Origin of the sequence: Sinorhizobium meliloti, assembly GCF_017876815.1 — a bacterium.
Lineage (GTDB): Bacteria > Pseudomonadota > Alphaproteobacteria > Rhizobiales > Rhizobiaceae > Sinorhizobium > Sinorhizobium meliloti.
Window position 1 is genome coordinate 141,514 of sequence record NZ_JAGIOS010000001.1, and the last position, 25,910, is coordinate 167,423.

Below are 25,910 nucleotides of genomic sequence, written 5' to 3' on the forward strand. Positions count from 1 at the left end.
GAGACTGCCCCCTTGAATCGCATCGAAGAACCCGTGAAGCCGATGACCGAAGTCCTGGAGGGCGTCGAGCTCTCCATAGTCGTGCCGGTGTTCAACGAGGAGGAGAGCGTCGGGCCGCTCGTCACGCGCATCCGGGCGGCCATGGCCGGGTTCCTGAAGTCATGGGAGCTCATCCTCGTCGACGACGGCAGCACGGACCGGACCCTGCCGAATGCGCGCAAGGAGCTTTCAAACCCCGACCTGCAACTGAAGATCATCGAGCTCCAGAAGAATTTCGGTCAGACAGCCGCAATGCAGGCGGGAATCGACGCGGCCTCCGGCCGGCTGATCGCGACGCTCGACGGCGACCTCCAGAACGATCCGGCGGACATTCCCAACATGGTCGCGGCGATAGAAGAGCGCGGGCTCGACCTCCTTGTCGGCTGGAGGCAAAACCGACGCGATGCGCTGATTCTGAGGAAGATCCCTTCCTGGTGCGCCAACGTTCTGATCGGCAAGATCACCGGCGTGAGACTGCACGATTATGGCTGCAGCCTGAAGATCTACCGCGGTTCCATCATCAAGCAGGTGAAGCTGATGGGGGAAATGCACCGCTTCATTCCCGCCTGGGTGGCGGGTGTCGTGCCGAGCAGCCGGATCGGGGAGATGCCGGTGACCCATCATGCGCGGCATTACGGCACCTCGAAATACGGTATCTCGCGCACGTTCCGGGTTATCCTCGATCTGCTCGCGGTCTTGTTCTTCATGCGCTACAAGGCGCGGCCCGGGCACTTTTTCGGCTCCATTGGCCTGGCCGCCGGCGGCCTCAGTGTGCTGATCCTTCTCTATCTTGCGATAGACAAGTTCATCCTCGGCAACGACATCGGCACCCGTCCGATGCTGATCGTCGGCGTGATGCTGTTCCTCTCGTCGATCCAGCTGATCACCACCGGCATTCTCTCGGAGATGATGGCGCGCGCCTATTTCCGCGACGATGAAGTGACGAGTTACATCGTGCGCCAGACTTTCGAGCGGGAGCAGCCGCATGCTTGAAGCGGTCAATCGGCGGCCTGGAGCGGCCGTCCTGGCGGTTGCCGGCTATTTCCTGCTGTGCATCATCCTGCGGGTCTCCGTCTCGAGCTCACTGGAGATCGACGAGGCGGAACAGGCATTTCTGTCTCAGTTCCTCGCCCTCGGATACGGACCGCAGCCGCCCTTCTACAATTGGCTGCAATATGGACTGGCAGAGCTCATCGGACCTTCGCTGGCGACGATGACCATCCTCAAGAACGGGCTCCTTTTTCTCTGTTGCCTGTTCTACGGTCTTGCGGCACGGCTCGTGCTGGCCGACCGGCGTCTGCCCCCGATCGCGATGCTCGGCGTTCTCACGCTACCCCCAGTCTTTCTACTCGCACAGCGCGACCTTTCGCACACGATTGCAGCACTCTTCGCCGTCTCGTTGTTTCTGTACGGCTTTCTGAGGACGCTCAAGCGGCCCAGCCTCTTTTCCTATCTCCTCACCGGGGTCGCGGTGGGTATCGGCCTGATGGCGAAGTACAATTTCGTCCTGGTGCCGGTCGCGGCGATTGTCGCCGTTTTGCCGGAACGGGAGCTGCGGGCGCGGATACTCGACTGGCGCATTCTGCCGGCGATTGCGATAGCAACTCTCATCGTTCTGCCCCACGCCTACTGGATGCTGCAGAATTTCGGTTTCGCCTCGGGTGGGACCTTGAACGAGATGAGGGAGCGCGAGGCGGAGGGACTTCTGCTTCAGGCCTTTTACGGCGTCTATTCGCTCGGCTCAGCCATCATCGGCGGCAGCCTGGGGCCGCTGCTCGTATTCGGCCTCGTCTTCCGCGGCAAGCTCCGCGCGATCTGGCAGGCGGAAAGCCAGTGGAGCAGGATCATAGGGCGGATGCTCGCCCTTTGCCTGATTGCGGTCCTGCTGGTCGTACTCGGCGTGGCCGCCACCCATGTACGGGAAAAATGGCTGGTCCTCTTCCTCGTTCTCATTCCGCTTTATCTCTGCCTGAAGATCGAGGCGGCGAATATCGACCTCACAGACAGCCTCAGGCGCTTCTTCCTGCTGGTCTGCGTCATCGCGCTGGGTGCACTCGTGATGGTATCGGCGCGAGCCGTCGTGCGGCCGTGGTTCGGCGACTATTCGAGGCTGAATATACCCTACGCCGCATTTGCCGAAGCGGTGGCGCAGGCGGAAGGCGGCCAGCCGGCGCTTATCCTCGCCAATGACAAGCAGATTGCGGGAAATCTCCGAACGCAGTTCAGCCGGGCACAGGTCACGATGCCGAGGCCCTCGAATGCCCTTCCGGTCGATATGTCGAGAAGACCCCTTCTCCTGGTCTGGCACGATGACGCACAGCCGGAAGCGCCCGTTCCCGACCTGCTGCGGAACGCTCTATCCGAACTTGGTGTCCCGGGGGCGGCAGCGGCACCGCGCCACCTCGCCCTTCCCTATCTCTACGGGACCGGCTCGGATCGCTATGGCTTCAGCTATATCTGGGTCGCGGAATAGCGCGCGGGAAAACCGTTACACGGTTTTCCCGGCATTGCTCTCCTGCGAGCCGACCAGCAGCTTCAGTTCGCCGGGGTGAACGCGCAACGCGACCCGACCGCTTCTGATCGGAACGAGTTCGCCATCGATGACGCAGTTGATCTTCCGGTCCATCTTTGGAAAGTGCAGGTCGACCGTCAGAGCGCTCATCTCGGTGATCAGCGTGCTGCTCCTGAATTTTCCGCGCAGGATGTCGAAAGAGAGCTTCGCCACGCCGGCGGGGCTCAGCGGCGGCGCCGTGTAGAAGCCGAGGTGGCCGCTCGTCAGGTCTTCGGCATACATAAGCGTGTCGTGGCCGAAATGGTTGTTCGAAACCGAAATCGCCGAAACATGCCTTCGCTCGCGGTGCCCGTCCGCGTCGAATTCGATCTCGAAATCCGGTGGATTGAAGATGACACCGATGGCGGCGCGTGTGCTGGCGCTGATCTTCCCGAGTCGGGATGCGAACCGATAGGATTGACGATAGCGTACCATGCGGGCGTGAAGGCCCATCGAGAACTGGTGCACGAATGCACGGCCGTCGGCGCTGCCTATATCGGCATCGATGATACGGCCATTGGCCAGCACCTCCGGGACCTTCCAGATATCGAGCGGCAGCTTCAGGGAGCGCGCGACGAGATTCATCGTGCCGGCGGGAACGATGCCCAGCGGCATGCCGGTTTTCCAGGCGACGCCTGCCGCCGCCGAAATCGTGCCGTCGCCGCCGCCGGCGACTATCGCATCGAGATCGCCCCGCCCGCAGGCGGTCTCCAGAGTATCCCGCATCTCGTCCGCTCCGACCACGGCGATTTCAATCTCGTGGCCGGCAGCCCGAAAGTCCTCCTCGACTTTCCTGCTGTAGGCGTCCATGTCCGTCGTTCGAAAAGTCCCCCCATCTCGATTGAAGATGGCCTTGACTTTCAATGGCTGCTGCCTCCGTCGTGCGAGTGCGTTCAGCTTCTCAGATAAGAGCGGCCGCGGGGGTTTCCATAGCCGGGCGACGAAAATTCCGGGCAGCCATATCGCCGGCCGCTTCGGCGTGGAGAGGTTCCGACGAAGCGATCAAGCGCGCTTGAGTTCGGGCCGCGAGCGGGATTCGAGCGGCTTCAATGTCATGCTGTCGCCGTCGCAGAGGACATTCTCGTCGCCCCAGGCTTTCAGGGCCATGATCACCGGTTTCAGGCTTTCTCCCCTCGCCGTCAAGGCGTAGTCGACACGCGGCGGAACGACCGGAAAGACCGTACGCGACAGGAGCGCCGCCTCCTCCAGCTCACGCAACTGCCTGGTCAGCATACGCGGCGTCAAGCTCGGCAGCCTCCTGCGCAGTTCGTTGAAGCGCAGTACGCCTTCGCTCATCAAGTGATAGAGGATGACGCCCTTCCATTTGCCATCGATGAAGCTCAAGGCCGACTCCACCGGGCAGCCCGGAAATGTGTTCGTCAGTTTCGCGCGCGGCCGGGACATACGGTATCCTTTTCGACACTATAGGCCAAATTTGTGCATTCTTGTGCCTTTTGAGCATAGGGCCCATGTAGCTCCTGTTCAATTTCAAAAGGAGCATTCCATGCGTGCCGTCGCCTACAAGACACCGCAACCCATCGCCAACGAGACCGCGCTGATCGACGTGGACCTGCCCGTGCCGACGCCGGGGGAGCGCGATCTCCTGGTGGAAGTCAGGGCGGTTTCCGTCAACCCGGTCGACACCAAGGTGCGCGCCGGCGTTCAGCCGGAGCCGGAGCAGCTGAAGGTTCTTGGCTGGGATGCCGCCGGCGTGGTCAAGGCGGTCGGCCCGAAGGTTACCCTCTTCAAACCCGGCGACGAAGTGTTCTACGCAGGCGCCATGACCGGCCCGGGACGAATGCGGAGCTTCACCTCGTGGACGAACGGATCGTCGGGCGGAAACCGCAGTCGCTCGATTTCGCAGCCGCCAGCGCCTTGCCGCTTACGGCGATCACCGCCTGGGAGACGATTTTCGATCGCCTCAGGGTCAATGATCCCGTGCCGGGTGCAGCGAATGCGGTGCTGATCATCGGGGGTGCCGGCGGCGTCGGCTCGATCGCCATCCAGTTGCTGCGCGCTTTGACCAATGTCACCGTCATCGCCACCGCTTCACGCGCCGAAACGCGCGAGTGGGCCTTGAAGCTCGGTGCCCATCATGTGCTCGACCACAGCCGCCCGCTTGCGGCGGAGATAGAGCAGCTCGCCCTCGGCGCGCCGGCCTTCGTGTTTTCAACGACCAACACCGACAAGCATGTCGACGAGATCGTCAAGCTGATCGCGCCGCAGGGACGCTTCGCGCTGATCGACGACCTGGCTGTCCTCGACGTCACGCCGTTCAAACGCAAATCCGTCTCGATCCACTGGGAGATGATGTTTGCGCGTCCGCTGTTCGGAACCCCGGACATGATCGAGCAGCACAATCTCTTGAACAGGGTCGCGGAACTGGTGGATGGCGGCAAGATCCGCACGACCTTGACGGAGACGCTCGGCCCCATCGACGCGGCAACGCTCAGGAAGGCGCATCAGATGATCGAAACCGGCCGTACGCGCGGCAAGCTGGTGCTCGCCGGCTTCTGATCCGGCGCGATGTGGGCCGTCTGCAAGGCCCCTCCCCAACCCCTCCCCACAAGTGGGAGGGGTTGGGAAGGGGAAGTTCTTTGGAGCTTCTATCCGTGAATGATTTCACGGTGACGCTGGAGCCGGCGCCCGTAAGCCTGGCTCACCCGGTCGAAGATGATCGCGATCCCGACGATGGCGAGGCCGTTGAAGATGCCGAGCGTGAAATACTGGTTGGCGATCGCCTTCAAGACCGGCTGACCCAGGCCCTGAACGCCGATCATCGAGGCGATGACGACCATGGCAAGCGCCATCATGATGGTCTGGTTGATCCCGGCCATGATCGTCGGCAGCGCCAGCGGCATCTGCACGTTCTTCAGTTTCTGCCAGTTCGACGAGCCGAAGGCGTCCGCCGCCTCCAGCACATCCTTGTCGACCAGCCGGATGCCGAGATTGGTCAGGCGGATCATCGGGGGGATCGCATAGATGACGACGGCGATAAGCCCCGGAACCTTGCCGATGCCGAGAAGCATCACGACGGGAATGAGATAGACGAAGCTCGGCATCGTCTGCATCACGTCGAGCACCGGATTGACGATGTTCTGGAAACGATCGGAACGTGACATGATGATGCCCATCGGTATGCCGATCGCTATCGACAGGACCGTACAGACGAAGATCATCGAGATCGTCTTCATCGTGTCGTCCCACATGTCGAGATAGCCGATGAGGAGCAGGGTACCGATGGCACCGGCGACGATCTTCCAGTTGCGGCTGGCGAACCAGGCGATCACGGCGATCAGTATGAGAATGATCGGCCAGGGCGTTCGCGTCATGAAACGTTCGGCGTGGATCAGGAAGAACTGGAGCGGGTCGAAGAACGATTCGATCGCGTCGCCATAGGCGCGTGTGAAGCTACGAAACCCTTCGTCGATGATCTTCTTCAACTGTCGAAGCCGATCGTCGTCCATGTGCGGAAATTTGGTCAGCCATTCCATGTGTCGATTCCCCTTCGCACTCTTTTGGGCGGCTTATGGTTGTTATTGCTTTGCCGCCTGCCTTTTAACGCTAACGCGCGGTGTAAACGATGAAGCTGCGCAATCTTATTCTCAAACCGACATGCGGTGAACGAAATCTTGCGCCATCCTTCGAAAACTACGCACTCCAAAACAAAAAACGGCGCGCTTTTACGCGCGCCGTTCATTCGAAGAGAGTCGATCAGAGGGCAGCCTTGATCTTCTCGGCAACTTCGGGGGAAACCCACTTGGTCCAGAGGTCCGGGTTTTCCTCGAGGAAGTGCTTCGCGCCTTCCTCGCCGCTCGCCTGGTTGTCGGTCATCCAGGCCATGAGCTTGTTGACCGTGTCGTTCGTCCATGCGCGGGTGTTGAGGTATTCCATGGCCGGGCCGGCGCGGTCGGCGAATTCCTTGGTCACCAGCGTCTGGACCTTGTCCTTCGGCCAATCGTTCTTCTTCGGATCCGGGCAATCCGCGACCGTGTTGCAGCGCTTCCATTCGGCCATGTCGTTCGGAACGCCGTGCTCGAGCTTGACCATCTCGTACTTGCCGAGCAGCGCCGTCGGGGCCCAGTAGTAGCCGGCCCAGCCCTGCTTGCGCTCATAGGCCTTGGCAATCGAGCCGTCGAGGCCGGCTGCCGAGCCGGTGTCGACCAGCGTGAAGCCCGCCGCCTCGGCGCCATAGGCCTTGTAAAGCTGGGTCGTCACGACCGTGCCGCCCCACCCTTGAGGACCGTTGAAAATAGCGCCCTTGCTCGGATCCTCCGGATCGGGGAAGAGTTCCTTATGCTTCAGGACGTCGTCGATCGTCTTGATGTCGGGATTGGCATCGACGATGTATTTCGGCACCCACCATCCCTGGACGGCGCCATCCGAAAGCGCGACTGCGGCGCCGACGAGCTTTCCTTCCTGGAGACCGCGGTTCACCACGTCCGGCAGCAGGTCGACCCAGCCCTCCGGCGCGATGTCCGGCTCGCCCTTCTCGATCATCGACGTGATGGTCGGCACCGTGTCCCCGACGACCAGCTCTGCACTGCAGCCGTAGCCTTCGGTCAAAATGAACTTGTCCACACTCGCCAGGACTTCGGCGCTCTGCCAGTTCATGTTGGCAATCGTCACATCGCCGCATTCCGCCGCCGATGCCGCGCTGCCGAGTCCCAAAAGACCGGCGGCCAGGCATGTCGTTGCAAGAAGTTTCTTCATTTCGGCTCCCTCTGTTTTGGCGGTGTCTCTATGGCGGACTGCCAGCCTCACCGCAGCTGCTGACAGTGAATGGTACAAGCACCCGCCCCGGTCCGATGCCGGGGCGCGACAACTCGCGGGCCAACCGATACCTGTTCGGACCGGTGCCGCCCACATTGCTACCGTGTCTTTCCGGCAAACACTTTCCCATTTGCGTCAGCGGCTGACATTCCTGCCGTTTGTCAAACTACACAAATAATTGATGGGTTTAACCCCCTTTTTTAAATTCATTTACCGGCAACCCCCACCATCCACGTCGGAAGCTGGACGACTGACAAGGACATGCGAAAAGGCCGGCGATCGCTCGCCGGCCTTTTCGGGAAGTGCAATTGCGTGTTCGGACAGGGGGCGTTCGACCTGCCTCTCCGAACATTCACATGTTCGGATAAACCGGCCCTTCGCCCGTTTTCTCCTGGCGGGAGTCCGTACGGGCCTGCCTCTCCGGACATTCACATGTTCGGATAGACCGGCCCTTCGCCCCCTTTCTCCCGGCGGGAGTCCGTACGGGCCTGCCTCTCCGAACATTCACATGTTCGGATAGACCGGCCCTTCGCCCCCTTGTGGCGGCACCCAGTTGATGTTCTGGTTCGGGTCCTTGATGTCGCAGGTCTTGCAGTGGACGCAGTTCTGGGCGTTGATGACGAAGGTCTGCTGGCCGTCCTTCTCCACCCATTCATAGACGCCGGCCGGACAGTAGCGCGAAGATGGGCCGGCATAGACCTCGTATTCCGAGCGCTTCTGCAGGTCCCAGTCCTTCACCTGCAGATGCACCGGCTGGTCCTCCTCGTGATTGGTGTTCGACAGGAACACCGAGGAGAGCCGGTCGAAGGTCAGCACCCCGTCCGGTTTCGGATAGTCGATCCTCTCGTGCTTGGCGGCCGGCTCGAGCGATTGCGCATCGGTCTTGCCGTGCTTCAGCGTCCCGAAGAAGGAAAAGCCGAAGAGCTGGTTGGTCCACATGTCGAGACCGCCGAGCGCCACCCCAACGGCGGTGCCGAATTTCGACCACAGCGGCTTGACGTTCCGGACCCGCTTCAGGTCCTGGCCGATAGCGCTCTCGCGCCAGCCGCGCTCGATCTCGATCGGCTCGTCATTGGCGCGGCCGTCGGCGATCGCCGCCGCAAGCTTCTCCGCGGCGAGAATGCCGGACAGCACCGCATTGTGGCTGCCCTTGATGCGCGGCACGTTGACGAAGCCGGCCGAGCAGCCGATCAGCGCCCCGCCGGGGAAAGACAGCTTCGGCACCGACTGGTAGCCGCCTTCGGTGATGGCGCGGGCGCCGTAGGAGAGCCTTTTTCCACCCTCGAAAGTGCCGCGGATCGCCGGATGCGTCTTGAAGCGCTGGAATTCCTCGAACGGATAGAGATACGGGTTCTTGTAGTTGAGGTGGACGACGAAACCGACGGCCACCAGATTGTCCTCAAGGTGATAGAGGAAGGAGCCGCCGCCGGTCTTCATGCCGAGCGGCCAGCCGAAGGAATGCTGCACGAGGCCCGGCTTATGATTTTCCGGTTTCACCTCCCAGAGCTCCTTCAGGCCGATGCCGAATTTCGGCACGTCGCAGCCCGCGTCGAGCTTGTATTTGGCAATCAGCTGCTTGGCGAGCGAGCCACGCACGCCCTCGCCGATGAGGGTGTACTTGCCGAGCAGCTCCATGCCGCGGGCGAAGTTCGGCCCCGGCTCGCCGTTCCGCTCGATGCCCATGTCGCCGGTGGCAACGCCGATCACCGCGCCCTCGTCATTGTAGAGCACTTCCGTTGCGGCAAAACCCGGATAGATCTCGACGCCGAGCGCTTCCGCCTGGGTGGCGAGCCAGCGACAGACATTGCCCAGCGATACCACGTAGTTGCCGTGATTGTTCATCAGCGGCGGCATCAGGAAATTGGGAAGGCGGACAGAGCCTGCGGGGCCGAGAAAGAGGAACTGATCGTCGGTGACTTCCGTCTTGAACGGGTGGTCCGGTTCGTCGCGCCAGCCCGGCAAGAGCCGGTCGATGCCGATCGGGTCGACCACGGCGCCGGAGAGGATATGTGCGCCCACTTCGGCGCCCTTCTCCAGCACCACGACCGAGAGTTCCGGACTGACCTGCTTCAGCCGGATCGCCGCGGCAAGCCCCGCCGGTCCCGCCCCGACGATCACGACGTCGAATTCCATGCTCTCGCGTTCGGGGAGTTCTTGTTGCTCGGTCATTACACTCTCCAGTTTTGCCGGTCTTCTGCCGGCTCCGTTCCCGGCCAAATCATCCCGTCATGACAAATGCCGTAAACCTTGTCGAGCCGGGATGCGACAGACTGTCTCTGCATTTGCGCATGAGTTCATGAGTTTCCTATGTTACCTGAACGTAAACGTAAACCGATTTGGCCGGATCTGGACGGCCGGCAGCTTGCTTTTGCAGCGCTCGCATGCGACGAGGCCCGCCCCACCCCGCAAGCCGCATCACCGACAAGACGGAGACGATCATGGCATCCGCCCTAGGCCTCGACTTCGGCACCACCAATTCCGTACTGGCGCAGACCGAAGGCGCATCGACGCGCTCCATCGTCGTGGAAAGCCCGACCGGAAGATCGGACACGACGCGGACGGCCCTGTCTTTCCTGAAGGATGCGGGTCCCTCGCCGCTGAAAGTGGAAGCAGGACAGGCGGCAATCCGCGAGTTCATCGACAATCCGGGCGAATGCCGCTTCCTTCAATCGATCAAAACCTTTGCTGCGAGTGCGCTCTTCCAGGGCACGCTGATCTTCGGCAAACGCTACGAGTTCGAGGATCTGATGCAGCGCTTCCTGACGCGGCTCAGGGACTATGCCGGAAATAACTGGGAGGCCACCTTCAGGCGTGTCGTCATCGGCCGTCCCGTGCATTTCGCGGGCGCCAATCCGGACGAGAAACTGGCCCTCGAACGCTACAATCGCGCGCTTACCCGCATGGGCTTTCCCGAAGTCCATTACGTGTACGAGCCGGTCGCGGCCGCCTTCTATTTCGCGCGCAATCTCGATCGGGACGCGACGGTGCTCGTCGCCGACTTCGGCGGCGGCACTACCGACTACTCGATCATCCGATTCGAGAGCCAGGCCGGTCGGCTGACGGCAACGCCGATCGGACATTCCGGCGTCGGCATCGCGGGAGACCATTTCGACTTCCGGATCATCGACAACATCGTCTCGCCGCTCATCGGAAAGGGGAGTCTGTTCAAGAGCTTCGACAAGCTGCTTGAGGTGCCGTCGAGCTACTACGCGAATTTCGGCCGCTGGAATCAGCTTTCGATCTTCAAGACGTTGAGAGATTTCACTGAATTGAAAAAGCTGGTGCGGGCAAGCCTGGAGCCGGAGAAGCTGGAGTCCTTCGTGGAGCTCATCGAGCATGACGAAGGCTATCCGCTCTACCAGGCGGTCTCGGCCACCAAGATGCGGCTCTCGCAGGCGGAGGAAACCGAATTCGCCTTTGCGCCGCTGGGAGAGCGCGCACGCCGTACCGTTCGCCGGGACGAGTTCGAAGGCTGGATTGCGCCTGACCTCGCCCGCATCGAGGAGGCGCTTGACGAGGTCCTTTCAACGACTGCGACCACGCCGGACGGGATCGACAAGGTGTTTCTGACCGGCGGGACGTCCTTCGTGCCGGCGGTTCGCCGTCTCTTCGAGAACCGCTTCGGCAAAGAGCGTATCGAGAGCGGCGGCGAGCTCCTGTCGATCGCCCATGGCCTGGCGCTCATCGGCGAGCGCGACGACATTGCGGCCTGGACAGCGGCGGCCTGAAGGCGGTCCCTGCCGCTACAGATTTAAGGAACGTGCAGTGGACCACCCCCACCGATCTGTTACATTCGCCCCATGATCTCGGCCAACGACCTCTCCCGCTCCGAACTCGCTGCCCTTCTCGCCTTCCATGCGGAGGCGGGTGTCGAGTGGCTCCTCGAAGAAGAGCCGGTCGATCGGCTCGCTGAATTCGAGGCGATGAAAAGCAGGCGCGCACAAAGCCGCGCCGTGCCGCAAACCGGCGCGACCGCAGCCGAACCGCAGCAGTCTGCTCCCCCTGCCGCCGCCCGCGAGCGTCGCCCCGCGCCTCCGGCACCCCCTCCGGTGGTGGCGATACCGGACGAGCAGGCCATCAAGGAGGCGCAGTTCGTCGCGGATGCCGCGCGATCGCTGGGAGAGCTGCGTACGGCCATGGAGGCCTTTGCCGGCTGCAATCTCAGGAACAGCGCCCGCAACCTCGTCTTCGCCGAAGGCAGTGCTGCCTCGGGAGTCATGATCATCGGTCCGATGCCCTACGCGGATGACGACCGCGACGGCCGCCCCTTTGCGGGACGGCACGGCGAGATGCTCGAACGCATGCTGTCCGGCATCGGCCTCTCGCGCGAGGACGTCCTTCTTGCCAACGCCGTGCCCTGGCGGCCACCCGGCAACCGCGTTCCGAGCGCCCGTGAGGCGGATATCTGCCGGCCGTTCATCGAGCGTCAGATCGCGCTGGCCGAACCCAAGCAGTTGCTTCTACTCGGCAACTTCACCGCCCGCTTCTTCTTCGGCGGCGAAACGATCCATCAACTGCGCGGCGAATGGCGAGAGCTCACCTTTGGCGGCACCAGCATTCCGACGCTCGCCACCTTGCATCCGCAGGACCTTGTCGCGGCGCCGATCAACAAACGCTTCGCCTGGCTGGACCTGCTGGCGTTCAAGTCGCGCCTCGGCTGATACCACTGCTGGATTCATGAACAAGGTGTGAAAAAAGCCATGCGATTTGCGCATGTCTGAGCGGCGTTTTAACGCATTGCAAAATCAATGCTGCACCGCAATATAAGGCAACGGGAGGAATGGATAAGGAACTGAACCATGACTGCCCGCTATCGCCCGATTCACAGCAGCTTCGAGACGCTCCGCTACGCCGGTGCTTCCTCGCGCACGCCGTTCAACAGCTTCGGTTCGGCTGCCAACGAGCAGCTGACCGCAATCGGCCTCGCGCGGACGACCCGCCCGGCTCAGATCTTCGCCGAATTCATCCAGCGCTGAACGCCCCGCGTCGGAACGACTGCAGGAGGGAACGATCATGTCCAAGCCGCTCGACAGCATTCGCGCTCTCGTCGACACGATCTCCGACATTCGCACCGCCGTCCGCGCGTCTCGCGAGTATAGCCGCCTGAGCATCGCCAGCGACGGACGGCGCGTCCATGACGGCGCGGCGAGCCGGTTGCTGCCGAGTTAGATCACGTGGTTCCAGGTCGGATCGACCTGAACCAATGTGATCGGTTCCAATTGGTTGAACGCGGGATGCGGGCGGAAAACCGCACACATTTTTCCTCATCCCGCATCAGCCTTTCCCGCTGCGTCATTTCACCATTCCCTGTCGCAATCGACAGCGCCCCGGAACTTCGTTACAGCCACTCTCGATTCCGTTTTGACGGAGTGACGAAGTTCATCGGCCGAAGCCGAAACGAAGCCGCTCCTTATCCCCTCACCAGGAGCGCCGATGCTGGCGAATTTCGCTTCCGTTTTCAGCCTGATGCTCTCGACCTTCCTGATGATGGTCGCATTCGGGCTGCAGAGCTATGTCATCCCGGTACGCTCCGTGGCGGAAAGCTGGTCGACCCTCACCATCTCGATCTTCGCGACCGGCTACACGCTGGGGTTCACCCTTTCCTGCATCGTCACGCCTAAATTCGTCCTGCGCGTCGGCCATGTCCGCGTCTTCACCGCCCTGATAACGCTCCTGTCCATCGCGATCCTGATGTGCGGGCTCGTCGTCGATTGGCGTGCCTGGATCGGCTTCCGTGCCGTGTCGGGCTTTGCGATTGCCGGAAGCTATCTCGTCATCGAGAGCTGGCTGAACGAGCGCGTGACGAACGAAAATCGCGGCCTGCTCTTCTCGCTCTATCTCATAACCACGATGGTCGGCACGATCGGCGGACAGTACCTGGTGCCGCTCGGTGATCCGAGCAATACCTCTCTGTTCATCCTTTGCGGCGTCCTGTTCTCGCTCGCCCTGCTGCCGACCGCCCTCTCCTCCTCACCGATGCCTGCACCCCCGGCACGGGCAAATTTCGATATCCCCGCACTCTATCGCCGCTCGCCGGTCGCGGTCGTCGGCGGCTTTCTCGCCGGTGCGCTCTCGGGCGCATGGCTCAATCTCGGCGGCGTCTTCACCCAGAAGATCGGCCTTTCGACCGGCGAGGGAGCGACACTGCTCGCGTCGCTTCTGGCCGGCAGCGCGATCTCGCAGGTCCCGATCGGCCGTGCCTCGGACCGGATGGACCGGCGCATCGTCATGGTTGCCTGCGGCATCGCCGGCGTCGTGTCGTGCCTTGCCATGTCCGTCTCGATTGCGAGCAGTCCCCCGGTTCTCTATGCACTCGCCGCCTGCATCGGCACGGTCCTCTTCCCGATCTATGCCCTGAACGTCGCGCATGCCAACGACCTTGCCCGCCCCGACGAATATGTGGAGATTTCATCCGGCCTGATGATCACCTACGGCCTCGGCACGATCTCCGGTCCGCTGATGGTCGGTCCGGTCATGGACCGGTTTGGCCCCGTCGCACTGTTCATCGCGCTTGCCGTGTATTTCGCGCTCTACAGCGGCTATGCCGCATGGCGGATCCTTCAGCGCGAGCAGCATGACGGCCTCGTGGCGAAGACCGATTTTCAGGCGACCACGGTACTGCCGACCCCCGGTCCTGACGTCACCGGTCCGCTCGCGCAGCAGGACGCAGGCGAACTCATCGAGGACGATACCGTTCCTGCCTGGGAGCAACGCGCCGAGTAGCACATCCCTTTATCCCTGCGGCGTCACGTGCTTGCGCGCGCCCTTGCGTTCCAGTCCCAGCCGATGCTCCCGGTAGATGATGAAGATGCCCGCGCCTACGACGATCGCCGTTCCGGCGAGCATGGTCGCGGTCGGCACGTCGCCGAAGAGGAAGTAGCCGATGACGATGCCGAGCACGATCGACGTGTACTCGAAGGGAGCGATCGTCGACATATCCGCGTGGCGATAGCTCTCCGTCAGCAGGATCTGCCCGACGCCGCCGCAAAAGCCGGCGATCGTCAGGAGAACGAAGGCCTGCCAGGAAAGCTCGGACCAACCGAAAGGCAGTGTCGCGAGCGAGAACACCGCGGCCGAAAGGGAGAAGTAGAGGACGATGGTGTGCGTGCGCTCCTTCTGCACGAGCTTGCGCACGAGTACCATCGCCGTTGCCCCGAGCGCTGCCGAAAGCAGTACGGCGACCGCACCCATGGCCTCGGCCGACCCGAAGCCCCCTTCATTGAACAGCGTAAGCCGCGGCCAAGTGATGATAAACACACCGGCGAGCCCGACAAACACCGCAGACCAGCGATAGAGCCGCACGATCTCGCCCAGAAAAATCGCCGCGAAAGCCACGGCCAGCAGCGGCATGGCATAGCCGATCGCAATCGCCTCCGGCAGCGGCAGATGGACGAGACCGTAAAAGCCGCAACTCATGGCGAGAATGCCGACAAAGCCGCGCACCAGGTGTCCGGTGATATCAGTGGTCCTGAAAGCGTCCCGCAATGCGCCGCGGCATGCCAGAAATCCAAGGATCGGCACCATCGCAAAAGCCGAGCGATAGAAGGTGATCTGGCCGGTGGGGATGTCGTCGCCCGCAGCCTTGATACAGGTCGACATGCACACGAAGACGACGACGGAGAGCACCTTGAGCACAATCCCCTTCATCGGGCTCGCATCGTCCGCATCCATGAAACACAACTTTTCAAACTGACATCGGCGAACCGATCGGAAGGCCAACAAAAACGGGAGGACGCGGCGGCAAGGCCGCGAAAGGACCACGCCACCTTACCCGTGCTTGCGCAGCATGTTGGATCAAATTTCGTGATGGACCTGGTTTTTTCGTGATGATTTCGCCTGCATGTGCAAAGCTTGCTGCCGGAGAAAAATGCGCCTGTAGTTTATTTAGCAAGCCCGAAAAAATCGTCGCGGATTTAGTTCTTGTTAGTGCCGCTCCGATAAATCTTCGGTCAATAAGAGGCGGGACGGGCCCTGCGTTTTTGCTGCCGGATTTACCGTCGCCGGCACCACATTCGTGCGTAAATCTCGGATCTTGGCTTTTCACCATCACGAGCGCCCTCTACAAATCAAAAGAGCAAGCGCAAGCAGGACTGACCATGCGGACAAACACTGGCCAGATCGTTCATCTGGAAAACTACCGGCCGACCGATTTCGTACTCGAGAGGGTGGACCTGACTTTCGAACTCGACCCGAGGGAAACGAAGGTCGAGGCGCGCATGATCTTCCATCGCCGCGAAGGCGTCAGCCCCTCTGCACCGCTCGTTCTCGACGGCGACGAGCTCACCATGACCGGCCTGCTGCTCGACCAGGTAGCGGTCCCCGGCACGCTCTATGAAGCGACGGACGACACGCTCACCATTCGCGGCCTGCCGGAAGCGGCGCCCTTCGAGATCACCGTCACGACGGCCTTGTCGCCTGAGACGAACACCAAGCTGATGGGCCTCTACCGCACGAGCGACGTCTATTGTACCCAGTGCGAAGCCGAAGGCTTCCGCCGCATCACCTACTTCCCGGATCGTCCCGACGTGCTGGCGGTCTATACCGTCAACATCATCGCGGACAAGGCTTCTGCACCGCTGCTGCTTTCGAACGGCAACTATCTCGGCGGCGCCGACATGGGTGACGGCCGTCACTTCGCCTCCTGGTTCGATCCGCATCCGAAGCCGAGCTATCTGTTCGCGCTCGTTGCCGGCGATCTGGGCGTCGTCGAGGACGCCTTCACCACCGCTTCCGGCCGCGACGTCGCCCTCAAAATCTATGTCGAGCACGGCAAGGAGCCGCGCGCCGCCTACGCCATGGATGCGCTGAAGCGGTCGATGAAATGGGATGAGGAGGTCTTCGGGCGCGAATACGATCTCGACATCTTCATGATCGTTGCCGTTTCAGATTTCAACATGGGCGCCATGGAGAACAAGGGGCTCAACATCTTCAACGACAAATACGTGCTCGCCGATCCGGAGACAGCGACCGATGCGGACTATGCCAATATCGAAGCGATCATCGCCCACGAATATTTTCACAACTGGACCGGCAACCGCATCACCTGCCGCGACTGGTTTCAGCTCTGCCTGAAGGAAGGCCTGACCGTCTATCGCGACCACGAGTTTTCCGCCGACATGCGTTCTCGCGCCGTGAAGCGGATCGCCGAAGTGCGGCACTTGAAATCCGAGCAGTTCCCCGAGGATGCCGGCCCCCTCGCCCATCCGGTGCGCCCGACGCAATACCGCGAAATCAACAATTTCTACACGACGACGGTTTACGAGAAGGGGTCCGAGGTCACGCGGATGATCGCGACGATCCTCGGCCGCGACCTCTTCAAGAAGGGAATGGACCTCTACTTCGAGCGTCACGACGGCCAGGCGGTGACGATCGAGGATTTCATCGCCTGCTTCGAGGCTGCGAGCGGCCGAGACCTCAAGCAGTTCTCGCTCTGGTACCATCAGGCCGGAACGCCGCTCGTCACCGCTTCCGGCACCTATGACGCCGCCAGGCAGACATACACGCTGTCGCTGGAGCAGACCGTTCCGCCGACGCCCGGGCAGAGCAGCAAGGCACCGATGCATATCCCGCTCCGCTTCGGATTGCTGCTTCCGGACGGAAGCGAGGCAAGGCCCTCGGCCGTCTCCGGCGCCGAGATCACCGGCGACGTACTGCACCTGACCGAGCGCAAACAGACGGTCACCTTTTCCGGCATCCCATCCGAGCCGGTCCCCTCCTTCAACCGCGGCTTCTCCGCGCCCGTCAATCTGCACCTGACGCAAAGCGCCGAGCATCGTGCGCTGATCGCGCGCCACGAGACCGACCTCTTCGCACGCTGGCAGGCGCTGAACGCGATGGCCCTCGACAATCTCGTCAAGGCGGCAGCGGAAGCGCGTACCGGCCAGCCGATTGACTGTGACGATGCGCTCGTCGATGCCCTGCTTGCCGCAGCCGGCGACGACCGACTGGAGCCGGCGTTCCGATCGCAAGTGATGTCCCTGCCGAGCGAAACCGACATAGGCCGCGAAATCGGCAGCAATAACGACCCGGATGCCATTTACGCCGGCCGCCAGGCTATTCTGGCCGCCATCGCCACGGCCGGCAAAGATACCTTTGCGCGACTGGTAAACGAGATGTCGCTGTCCGGCCCGTTCCGGCCCGACGCCGACAGTGCCGGACGGCGGGCGCTGCGCAATTCCGGGCTCTCCTATCTCGTCTATGCCGACGGGAGCCCGGACAAAGCGGCTGATGCGTTTAGCTCCGCCAACAACATGACCGATCTCAGCCAGGCGCTGACGCTTCTTGCACACCGGTTTCCGGATGCCCGGGAGACGGCGGACGCACTGGCCGTGTTCAAGAAGCGCTTTGCCGACAACGCGCTCGTCATCGACAAGTGGTTCGCCATTCAGGCGACGATCCCCGGAGCATCGACGCTCGACCGCGTTCGGGCGCTGATGTCGGATCCGCTCTTCAATGCCAGCAATCCGAACCGCGTTCGCTCACTGGTCGGCACATTCGCCTTCGCGAACGCCACCGGCTTCAACCGCATCGACGGCGAAGGCTATCGTTTCCTTGCCCGACAGATCCTGGACATCGATACGCGCAACCCTCAGCTTGCCGCGCGTATTCTGACGTCGATGCGCTCATGGCGGTCGCTCGAAAAAATCCGGGCCGGCCACGCCCGCAGCGCGCTCGAGGAAATCGCGCGTGCCTCCAACCTTTCCGCCGATGTCAGCGACATCGTTGACCGCATGCTCAAAGACGAGCACTGAACGAGCATCGGTCCCCGGCTTGTTGATCTCCTCATCCCTGTGCTCGTAACAGGGATGAGGAGAGGCAGAACTTCAACGCATCAATCCATCTCGCAGCAGCCGCCATAAACTCCCGGCAATCCGGCTATCATTTCCCAACGATGAAATATGGTTAACAAATCTTTACCATTGCCTCTGGACAAGGCGAATCGCCCTGTGATTCATTGAGTCAGATTCGGGCGAGCGGCGCGCCGAATCACTGGAACGCCCGCTTCCGGGAAACCGCTGAAGATGGGATCGACGTTTCGGACTGAGAAGAATCAAGCGTTCCTTGCGGCATTGTCGAGTGCGGAACGCTTTTCGAGGACGACAAATTGGATAAGATGGCGGACGCGCGACGGGGAAGCGCAGCCGAAGGGCGGTTGCGACTCAAGTTTCCGGGCTTTTCGGGCCTCGAACGGGAGTTCATCGAGCAGGCAAAGATCTTTGCCGAACCGGCGTCGCAGAAGCTCGCAATGGCCGAGCCGATGCTCAAGCGGTCCATCCCGGTCCTCATCATCGCTTTTCTTCTCATCGTGGCGATCTCACGCATGTCGGGCATCATGGACGAGCATGCCCGCATGGAGGCCTCCTCCCGCCGGACGGTCAGCCTCGCGGCCGCAGCAGCAGCCGGTGTTTTCCAGACCGGCGGATCGGAACTCTTCGCCGAGGGCCGCCGCTGGGAAGTCGAACGGCGGCTCACCGAATTTCTGCCTGCGGAAATCCTGGACGCCGGAATTTTCCTGCTGACGGTCCGCAGAGACGGCCGCGTCTTTGCCGGCACGCAGGATGGCGTCCATCTCATCGGACGCACGCTCTCCGCAATCGCTCCCGAGGTCGCGACGCTGCAATATTACGGCGAGGGTGCCAGCGTCGTAAGAGCGTCGATCGACGGCACCGAGCATTTCATCGCGCTCCGACAATTGCCGGATTCCGGCGGCGCCGTTCTGGCGGCAACGTCGATCGCCAGATTCGAAGCGGCATGGCGCGACGAAATTTCGCTCAACGTCACGCTGTTTGCCGGTGTTTCGGCGATCCTGATGGTCGTCCTCTATGCCTATTACATCCAGGCAAAGCGCACCCGCGATGCCGATGCGGTCTTTGCCGAATCGAACCTGCGCGTCGAAACGGCGCTCTCCCGCGGACGCTGCGGCCTCTGGGATTTCGATCTCGACAACCGGCGCCTCTTCTGGTCCCGCTCGATGTACGAGATGCTCGGCATGCAGGGCGACGCGAGCGTACTGTCGTTCGGCGATGCCGCCCGTCTCATGCATGTTGAGGACCGGGGCATATACCGGGTCGCTCGGGCAATCGCGAAAGGCAACGAGCGCCAGATCGATCAGGTGTTCCGGATGCGCCATGCGGATGGCCACTATGTATGGCTTCGAGCGCGTGCCCAGGTGATCCGCACCGTGTCGGGCCGGACGCATCTGATCGGCATTGCGATGGACGTGACCGAGCAGCACAGGCTTGCGCAGCGTTACGCCGAGGCCGATCAGCGCCTGGCGGACGCGATCGAGTGCACCTCGGAGGCCTTCGTGCTCTGGGACAAGCACGATCGCCTGGTGATGTGCAACACCCATTACCAGCAAGCCTGGCAGTTGCCCGACCACGTGCTGGTGCCGGGCACCGAACGCACGATCGTCCATGCTGCGGCGGCAAGGCCCGTCGTCGAACGGCGCATCGCCGATCCGGACCGGAGCAACCACTCGCAGACGAGCGAGGTTCAGCTTGCCGACGAACGCTGGCTGCAGATCAATGAGCGCCGCACGCGCGACGGCGGGCTCGTCTCGGTGGGTACGGACATCACGCTCCTCAAGCGGCATCAAGTTCGCCTGCGCGAATCCGAGCGGCGGCTGATGGCGACCATCGGCGATCTCTCCGCCTCCCGCGTAACGCTTGAGCAGCAGAAGGCCGAACTTTCCATCGCCAATGCGAACTATCAGGCGGAGAAAGAGCGCGCCGAGGCCGCGAACCGGGCAAAGTCCGAATTCCTCGCCAACATGTCGCACGAGCTGCGCACGCCGCTGAACGCCATTCTCGGCTTCTCGGAAATCCTGCAGGACCAGATGTTCGGCCCCCTCGGCTCGGAGAAATACCACGAGTATTCGCGCGACATTTTCGAGAGCGGCAAGCATCTGCTCAACGTCATCAACGACATACTCGACATGTCGAAGATCGAGGCCGGCCATATGCGCATCACGCGCGAGCGGATCGATCTCGCGCCACTCATCGAGGAGACCCTTCGTTTCACGACGATTCCCGCAGAGCGAAAGAACATCCGCGTGGTCCAGCAGATATCCTCCGGCCTGACGATGTTCGCCGACCGCCGGGCGATGAAGCAGGTCCTGCTCAACCTCCTCTCCAATGCAGTCAAGTTCACCAATGAAGGCGGGCGCATCTCCTTGCGGGCCCGCAAGGTGAGGGGCGCCGTCACGCTGACGATCGCCGATTCCGGCATCGGCATTCCCAAGGGCGCATTGCAGAAGATCGGCCAGCCCTTCGAGCAGGTGCAGAGCCAATATGCCAAGAGCAAGGGCGGCTCCGGGCTCGGGCTCGCCATATCCCGCTCGCTGACGCGGCTTCACGGCGGGACAATGAAGATCCATTCGGCAGAGAATGTCGGCACCATCATATCGGTCAGGATTCCCGACCGCGGCTGACCACGCCCGCTTACGCTGCAGCAACAACCCCCTGGAAGATCCGGCGCACGGCCTTCGAGAGACGGCGAATGTCGGCTTCGAGATGCGTCAGATCCGGATAGTCTCCGGCACGGCAGACGAGATCCACAAGACCGGCCGGCGCTTCCTTGGGGTCGAAGTCGCCATCGATGCAAAGGCGCACGAGCTGCGACAGCTCGGTGAAGAGCACGAGCGCTTCGGCGGCCGTATCGAGATCGTTCGCATTCATCATCCCGGCACCGAGCGCCTTCAGCGCCTCGAGCGTATGCGTACCGGCAGGAGGGGACGTTACTCCCCTCGCCGGTGCGACCAGGGCGAGGTACTGGGCGATGAACTCGATATCGACCAACCCGCCGGGAATGAGTTTGAAATCCCATATGTCCTTCGGCGGTTTCTCCTTGTCGATCAGGCCGCGCATCTCCTCGACGTCCTTGCGGATCTTCGCGATGTCGCGCTTTTCAGTGAGAATCTCGGCAAAGATCGCCTCCGCTTCGCCGACGAGGCTCTCATCGCCGCAGATGCGGCGCGCCCGCGTCAGCGCCAGATGCTCCCAGGTCCAGGCTTCCGTTCGCTGGTACTTGGCGAAGGCGGTTATGCGGGTGGCAACCGGCCCCTTGTTGCCGGAGGGTCGCAGCCGCATGTCCACGTCGTAGAGGATGCCCTCGGCGGTCGGCGCCGACAGCGCGGCGATCAGCCGCTGCGTGACCCGCGTAAAATAGCGTACTGGATCGAGCGGCTTGGCGCCGTCGGACTCGAGCACTTCGTCGTCGTAGTCGTAGAGCAGGATGAGGTCGATATCGGAGCCGGCGGTCAATTCGTGGCTGCCAAGCTTGCCCATTCCGACGATTGCGACCCGCCCCCCGGGGAAACGTCCATGCGCCGACCGGACCTCCTCCAGGACCGCATCGAGCGCGGCGGCAATGATCAGATCGGCAAGGTCGGTGAGAGCGCGTCCCGCCTGAAGGCCGGTGATCGCGCCCGTGAGCAGCCGGATGCCGATCAGGAAGCGCTGCTCGGCGGCGATGATGCGCAAGCGGTCCAGCACCTCCTCGTAGTGCCGGCCTCCGCCGACGAAAGTCGCGATGCGCGGCGCCAGATAATCCCTGGTCGGCAGCTCCGCAAGCAGCCCCGGCTCCAGCATGCCGTCGAAGACATGCGGTTTGGCGGCAATGATGTCCGCCAGGCGCGGTGCCGACGACATGATATTGACGATCAGCGACAGGAGGCCGGGATTGTTGCCGAGCAGCGAGAAGAGCTGGATCCCCGCCGGCAGACCGGAGAGGAAGTGGTCGAAACGCAGAAACGCTTCGTCGGCCCGCCTGCTTTCGCCGAAGACGCGCAGGAGCTCCGGCGTCAGTTCCGTCAGCCGCTCGCGCGCCTCGACCGACTGCGTTGCCCGATAGCGCCCGTAGTGCCAGGTGCGGATGATGTTCGCTATGTCGGATGGCCGTTGGAAACCGAGCTTCTTCAACGTTTCGAGCGTATCCGGATCGTCCTGCTGACCGGTGAAGACCAGGTTTCCGGTCTCGGTGGATAGCTTCGCCTCCTGCTCGAAAAGCTGCGCATAGCGCCGCTCGACCGTGCGCAGCACGCGCGACAGCGCATTCGAGAAGGAAGCCGTATCCTCGAAGCCGAGCATATAGGCGATCCGCCTGAGTTCCGGCTCGGTCTCCGGAAGAAGGTGGGTCTGCTCGTCATGCACCATCTGGATGCGGTGCTCGACGTCGCGCAGGAACCAATAGGCCTCGATAAGTTCCTCGGCCGTCGCCCCGTCGATCCAGCCGCTCTCGGCGAGCATCCGCAGCATCGTTTCCGTTTGACGCAGCCGCAGCGCGGGCGTGCGGCCGCCTGCGATCAGCTGCTGCGTCTGGACGAAGAACTCGATCTCCCGAATGCCGCCGCGCCCGAGCTTGATGTTGTGTCCCTTCACGGCGATTTCTCCGTGCCCCTTGTGGGCATGGATCTGCCGCTTGATCGAGTGAATGTCGGCAATTGCCGCATAGTCGAGGTACTTGCGGAAGACGAAGGGCGTCAGTTCCTTGAGGAAGCGTTCGCCCGCCTCCAGATCGCCCGCGATCGGCCGCGCCTTGATGAAGGCGGCCCGTTCCCAGTTCTGTCCCCTGCTCTCGTAATAGAGCATTGCCGCCTCGACCGGGATGGCAAGTGGCGTCGAGCCCGGGTCTGGCCTAAGCCGCAGATCCGTGCGGAAGACATAGCCGTCGCCGGTTCTCTCCTGCAGGATGCGAATCAAGCGCCGCAACAGCCGGGCGAAGGTTTCCGGAGCATCGTCGCGATTGGTGATGATGCTCGACTGCGGATCGTAGAAGACGACAAGATCGATATCGGAAGAATAGTTGAGCTCGCCGGCACCAAGCTTGCCCATTCCAAGCACGACGACGCCGGAGGCGGTGGACGGCGCGGAACTGTCCTTCAACACGAACTTGCCGCTTTCATGCGCGCCGAGCAGCAGATGATCGATCGCCGCCGAAACGGCCGCCTCTGCAAAATCGCTGAGCCACCCCGTCGTCTCACGGCCGCCGAAAAGCCGCGACAGGTCCGCAAGCGCGACAGCGAAGGCGACCTCGCGCTTCGCCCGCCTCAATCGCGTCATGATCTCCGCATCCGGCAGCGCCGCCCCGGCTGCATCGCCCCGCCAGGCCACCCTTGCGGCCTCGATCCTGCGCTTCAAAAACGCCGGCAGCGTCTCGGACAGCAATGCTTCGAGGATCGCCGGGTGGCTACGCGCCGTATCCCGCAAGAATGGCGAGAGCGCGAAGGCTGCAACGAGAAAATCCTTGAGCGGCGCGTCCGAGGCAATGAGCTTCGCAATGTGGTCGCTGCCTTTCGCCGCATCCTTGAGAACCGAAAGGGCGGCCTTGGCGTCCGCCTGGCTCGCCGGGCGAATCGCCACCACATCGATATCGGACAAAGACCGCTCGATCGCTTCCGCCATGCACATCCCCCCTTCGGTTCCCGTCATGGGTTTATCAGGTCGCAACCGCCGGGAAAACCATGCGAACAGCCAGGCCCCGACCGTCCTCCTCCGTCGCCGACAGTTCCAGCGAGCCGCGGTGCATCTCCATGACGGCGTCGACGAGCGAGAGGCCGAGGCCCGTCCCCGGCTTCGACCGGCTTTCGTCGAGGCGAACGAAACGCTTGACGACCTCTCCGCGCATATTCTCCGGAATGCCGGGCCCGTGGTCGGCAACGGTCAACACGACGTGACGATCGCTCCTCATCATTTCAACCCGTATCAGCGGATTTTCGGCACCTTCCGCATATTTGATCGCATTGTCGATCAGGTTGCCCAGCGCCTGGCTGATCAGTTCGCGGTTGCCGGAGATCGCCACCCCCGGCGCCGCCTCCGCTTCGATGCGCATTTCCTTGTCTTCCGCCAGCGGCTCGTAGAGCTCGACGCAATCCGCCACGATCCGCGCCAGGTCGACTTCGCTCATCTCGGCGACGGCGGAGCCGGCTTCGACGCGGGAAATCATCAGAAGGGCGTTGAACGTACGAATCAACTGATCGGACTCGGCGATGATCTGTTCGAGCGCGCCGCTCTGGTTGCTCCCCTCGGTATCGGCGAGCGCCGCCTCTGCCTTGTTGCGCAAGCGCGTCAGCGGTGTCTTGAGGTCGTGCGCTATGTTGTCCGAGACCTGTTTCAGTCCTTCGTTCAGCTTCTCGATGCGCTCGAGCATCGCGTTCAGGGATTCCGAGAGACGGTCGAACTCGTCGCCGGAACCGCTCGTGGGCAAGCGTTGCGAGAGGTCCCCGGCCATGATCTTCGTGCTCGCCTCCGACATGCGGTCGATGCGGCGCAGGGCATTGCGGCCGATGCCGAACCAGATGACCAGCGCCCCGAGCCCCATGATGCCGAGCGCGACCATCAGTGCCTGACGGACAAGCACGCGGAACTTCTCGGGTTCCTGCAGGTCGCGGCCGACCAGTATCCTCAGCCCGTTGTCGAGCACCAGGACCTGGGCAAGGGCGACGTGCCTTTCGGCACGGCTCTCGTCGGTGAAGCGCCGGTAGCGGAACGGCTCCGACTTCCAGCCCTCGTCGTCGAGGAGCCCAGGTTGGAGCGCAGCCACATTGCCGGCGAGGATTTCTCCGTTCGGCCCCGCAATGACATAGAGATTTGCACCCGGCTGACGCGCCCGACGCTCCAGCGAGCGAAGCAGCCCGTTGATCCCGGCGCGGTCGTAGACATCCGCAATCTGGGTTACCTCGGCGGCGATCGAGTCGCGCGTCTGCTGCTGCAGGAGACGCTCCGACATGCCGGTCACGTAGAAGACGAGGAAGGCGGCGCAAAGGGAGAACAGGACCAGATAGAGCGCAGAGAGCCGGACTGCAGTCGTCCTGAACAGCACGCTGATCCTGCTCATGCGTCCGTGGTCCGGTCGTCCTTGATCATGTATCCGGCGCCACGGATCGTCCTCAGCAACGGCGGATCGAAATCCTTCTCGATCTTCGAACGCAAGCGCGAGACATGCACGTCGATCACATTGGTCTGGGGATCGAAATGATAGTCCCACACGTTTTCGAGCAACATGGTTCTCGTCACCACCTGTCCGGCATTCTTCATGAGATATTCGAGCAGCCGGAATTCGCGCGGCTGCAAGGGGATCTCCTTGCCCTGCCGCCGGACGGAATGGGACAAACGATCGAGTTCGAGATCGCCGACGCGATAGACCATGTCCTGCTCGGGTGCGCCCTTACGCCGGCCGAGTACCTCGACGCGGGCGAGAAGCTCGCTGAAGGCGTAGGGCTTCGGCAGGTAATCGTCACCGCCGGCGCGCAGGCCGGTGACGCGGTCGTCCACCTGGCCGAGTGCCGAGAGAATGAGCACCGGCGTGTGGATGTCCTTGCGCCTCAGTTCCGTAATCAGCGACAGGCCGTCGCGGCGGGGAAGCATGCGGTCGACGACAAGCACGTCATAGGCGTTCTCGCTCGCCATGAATAAACCGCTCTCGCCGTCACTCGCGTGGTCGCAGACAATGCCTGCCTCGCGGAAGGCCTTGGCAAGATAGGCGGCTGCCTCGAGATCGTCTTCAACAATCAGAATTTTCATGCGGGTGACCATAGTCCCGGACCTCT

General features: G+C 62.3%; 18 protein-coding genes and 1 pseudogene. 10 read left to right on the top strand and 9 right to left on the bottom strand.

From position 1 onward, the window contains the following. The first annotated feature begins 12 nt into the window (after nt 1-12). Both JOH52_RS00700 and JOH52_RS00705 read left to right on the top strand, forming a co-directional pair. Nucleotides 13-1,032, top strand: coding sequence for a glycosyltransferase family 2 protein (locus tag JOH52_RS00700; protein ID WP_010969005.1), 1,020 nt, complete (start codon nt 13-15; stop codon nt 1,030-1,032). Further along, the gene (locus tag JOH52_RS00705) at nt 1,025-2,512 is read left to right on the top strand and encodes an ArnT family glycosyltransferase (RefSeq protein ID WP_010969004.1); all 1,488 of its coding nucleotides are present in this window, start codon (nt 1,025-1,027) and stop codon (nt 2,510-2,512) included. The genes JOH52_RS00700 and JOH52_RS00705 overlap by 8 nt, the downstream gene beginning before the upstream one ends. A 15-nt stretch (nt 2,513-2,527) precedes the next feature. Here JOH52_RS00705 and JOH52_RS00710 read toward each other — a convergent pair whose 3' ends face one another. After that, entirely contained in the window at nt 2,528-3,454 is a 927-nt protein-coding gene (locus tag JOH52_RS00710; RefSeq protein ID WP_010969003.1) for a diacylglycerol/lipid kinase family protein, read from the bottom strand. A gap of 138 nt (nt 3,455-3,592) precedes the next feature. Further along, the gene (locus JOH52_RS00715) at nt 3,593-3,994 is read right to left on the bottom strand and encodes a winged helix-turn-helix transcriptional regulator (RefSeq protein WP_014529126.1); all 402 of its coding nucleotides are present in this window, start codon (nt 3,992-3,994) and stop codon (nt 3,593-3,595) included. 100 nt (nt 3,995-4,094) lie between these two features. Here JOH52_RS00715 and JOH52_RS00720 point away from each other — a divergent pair. After that, nucleotides 4,095-5,107 (top strand): annotated as a pseudogene (locus JOH52_RS00720) (zinc-binding alcohol dehydrogenase family protein). Between the two features lie 89 nt (nt 5,108-5,196). Here the strand turns inward: JOH52_RS00720 and JOH52_RS00725 are convergent. From JOH52_RS00725 to JOH52_RS00735, 3 genes are all read right to left on the bottom strand, one after another. Further along, the gene (locus JOH52_RS00725) at nt 5,197-6,084 is read right to left on the bottom strand and encodes an ABC transporter permease (RefSeq protein WP_003527334.1); all 888 of its coding nucleotides are present in this window, start codon (nt 6,082-6,084) and stop codon (nt 5,197-5,199) included. A gap of 220 nt (nt 6,085-6,304) precedes the next feature. Next, complete coding sequence (locus tag JOH52_RS00730; RefSeq protein ID WP_010969000.1) at nt 6,305-7,303, bottom strand: ABC transporter substrate-binding protein; 999 nt, start codon at nt 7,301-7,303, stop codon at nt 6,305-6,307. Nucleotides 7,304-7,867: 564 nt separating this feature from the next. Continuing rightward, the gene (locus JOH52_RS00735; RefSeq protein ID WP_010968999.1) at nt 7,868-9,532 is read right to left on the bottom strand and encodes an electron transfer flavoprotein-ubiquinone oxidoreductase; all 1,665 of its coding nucleotides are present in this window, start codon (nt 9,530-9,532) and stop codon (nt 7,868-7,870) included. A 269-nt stretch (nt 9,533-9,801) separates the two neighbouring features. Between JOH52_RS00735 and JOH52_RS00740 the strand changes: the two genes are divergently transcribed. From JOH52_RS00740 to JOH52_RS00760, 5 genes are all read left to right on the top strand, one after another. Beyond that, nucleotides 9,802-11,091, top strand: a complete 1,290-nt coding sequence (locus JOH52_RS00740) for an Hsp70 family protein (RefSeq protein WP_010968998.1) — start codon at nt 9,802-9,804, stop codon at nt 11,089-11,091. A gap of 72 nt (nt 11,092-11,163) precedes the next feature. Continuing rightward, nucleotides 11,164-12,024 carry a uracil-DNA glycosylase gene (locus JOH52_RS00745; protein WP_010968997.1) on the top strand — a complete coding sequence of 287 codons (861 nt, stop codon included), beginning with the start codon at nt 11,164-11,166 and terminating at the stop codon, nt 12,022-12,024. A gap of 138 nt (nt 12,025-12,162) precedes the next feature. Then, on the top strand, nt 12,163-12,339 hold the full coding sequence (locus tag JOH52_RS00750) for a hypothetical protein (protein ID WP_003527344.1): 177 nt from the start codon (nt 12,163-12,165) through the stop codon (nt 12,337-12,339). A gap of 37 nt (nt 12,340-12,376) precedes the next feature. Further along, complete coding sequence (locus JOH52_RS00755; protein WP_003527345.1) at nt 12,377-12,532, top strand: hypothetical protein; 156 nt, start codon at nt 12,377-12,379, stop codon at nt 12,530-12,532. A 264-nt stretch (nt 12,533-12,796) separates the two neighbouring features. Then, the gene (locus JOH52_RS00760; protein WP_003527346.1) at nt 12,797-14,086 is read left to right on the top strand and encodes an MFS transporter; all 1,290 of its coding nucleotides are present in this window, start codon (nt 12,797-12,799) and stop codon (nt 14,084-14,086) included. 9 nt (nt 14,087-14,095) lie between these two features. Here JOH52_RS00760 and JOH52_RS00765 read toward each other — a convergent pair whose 3' ends face one another. After that, nucleotides 14,096-15,034, bottom strand: coding sequence for a DMT family transporter (locus JOH52_RS00765; RefSeq protein ID WP_010968996.1), 939 nt, complete (start codon nt 15,032-15,034; stop codon nt 14,096-14,098). Between the two features lie 425 nt (nt 15,035-15,459). On the opposite strand from JOH52_RS00765, the gene pepN reads away from it, so the two are divergent. Further along, complete coding sequence (gene pepN / locus JOH52_RS00770) at nt 15,460-18,114, top strand: aminopeptidase N (protein ID WP_013844144.1); 2,655 nt, start codon at nt 15,460-15,462, stop codon at nt 18,112-18,114. 353 nt (nt 18,115-18,467) lie between these two features. Beyond that, nucleotides 18,468-20,795: a PAS domain-containing sensor histidine kinase gene (locus JOH52_RS00775; RefSeq protein WP_013844143.1), complete on the top strand. Its 2,328-nt coding sequence runs from the start codon at nt 18,468-18,470 to the stop codon at nt 20,793-20,795. Nucleotides 20,796-20,805: 10 nt separating this feature from the next. Here JOH52_RS00775 and JOH52_RS00780 read toward each other — a convergent pair whose 3' ends face one another. The 3 genes from JOH52_RS00780 to JOH52_RS00790 are packed head-to-tail and all read right to left on the bottom strand — an operon-like array spanning nt 20,806 to nt 25,896. Continuing rightward, the gene (locus JOH52_RS00780) at nt 20,806-23,766 is read right to left on the bottom strand and encodes a bifunctional [glutamine synthetase] adenylyltransferase/[glutamine synthetase]-adenylyl-L-tyrosine phosphorylase (protein WP_026029880.1); all 2,961 of its coding nucleotides are present in this window, start codon (nt 23,764-23,766) and stop codon (nt 20,806-20,808) included. 34 nt (nt 23,767-23,800) lie between these two features. Then, entirely contained in the window at nt 23,801-25,198 is a 1,398-nt protein-coding gene (locus JOH52_RS00785; protein ID WP_010968992.1) for a sensor histidine kinase, read from the bottom strand. Beyond that, entirely contained in the window at nt 25,195-25,896 is a 702-nt protein-coding gene (locus JOH52_RS00790) for a response regulator transcription factor (RefSeq protein WP_003527354.1), read from the bottom strand. Before JOH52_RS00790 ends, JOH52_RS00785 begins: the two co-directional genes overlap by 4 nt. Nucleotides 25,897-25,910 lie beyond the last annotated feature (14 nt).

Coding starts and splice junctions, on each gene's coding strand:
- JOH52_RS00705 (WP_010969004.1), top strand. CDS start 1,025: ATGCTTGAAGCGGTCAATCGGCGGCCTGGAGCGGCCGTCCTGGCGGTT.
- JOH52_RS00715 (WP_014529126.1), bottom strand. CDS start 3,994: ATGTCCCGGCCGCGCGCGAAACTGACGAACACATTTCCGGGCTGCCCG.
- JOH52_RS00725 (WP_003527334.1), bottom strand. CDS start 6,084: ATGGAATGGCTGACCAAATTTCCGCACATGGACGACGATCGGCTTCGA.
- JOH52_RS00730 (WP_010969000.1), bottom strand. CDS start 7,303: ATGAAGAAACTTCTTGCAACGACATGCCTGGCCGCCGGTCTTTTGGGA.
- JOH52_RS00735 (WP_010968999.1), bottom strand. CDS start 9,532: ATGACCGAGCAACAAGAACTCCCCGAACGCGAGAGCATGGAATTCGAC.
- JOH52_RS00740 (WP_010968998.1), top strand. CDS start 9,802: ATGGCATCCGCCCTAGGCCTCGACTTCGGCACCACCAATTCCGTACTG.
- JOH52_RS00745 (WP_010968997.1), top strand. CDS start 11,164: ATGATCTCGGCCAACGACCTCTCCCGCTCCGAACTCGCTGCCCTTCTC.
- JOH52_RS00750 (WP_003527344.1), top strand. CDS start 12,163: ATGACTGCCCGCTATCGCCCGATTCACAGCAGCTTCGAGACGCTCCGC.
- JOH52_RS00755 (WP_003527345.1), top strand. CDS start 12,377: ATGTCCAAGCCGCTCGACAGCATTCGCGCTCTCGTCGACACGATCTCC.
- JOH52_RS00760 (WP_003527346.1), top strand. CDS start 12,797: ATGCTGGCGAATTTCGCTTCCGTTTTCAGCCTGATGCTCTCGACCTTC.
- JOH52_RS00765 (WP_010968996.1), bottom strand. CDS start 15,034: ATGGATGCGGACGATGCGAGCCCGATGAAGGGGATTGTGCTCAAGGTG.
- pepN (WP_013844144.1), top strand. CDS start 15,460: ATGCGGACAAACACTGGCCAGATCGTTCATCTGGAAAACTACCGGCCG.
- JOH52_RS00780 (WP_026029880.1), bottom strand. CDS start 23,766: ATGGCGGAAGCGATCGAGCGGTCTTTGTCCGATATCGATGTGGTGGCG.
- JOH52_RS00785 (WP_010968992.1), bottom strand. CDS start 25,198: ATGAGCAGGATCAGCGTGCTGTTCAGGACGACTGCAGTCCGGCTCTCT.
- JOH52_RS00790 (WP_003527354.1), bottom strand. CDS start 25,896: ATGGTCACCCGCATGAAAATTCTGATTGTTGAAGACGATCTCGAGGCA.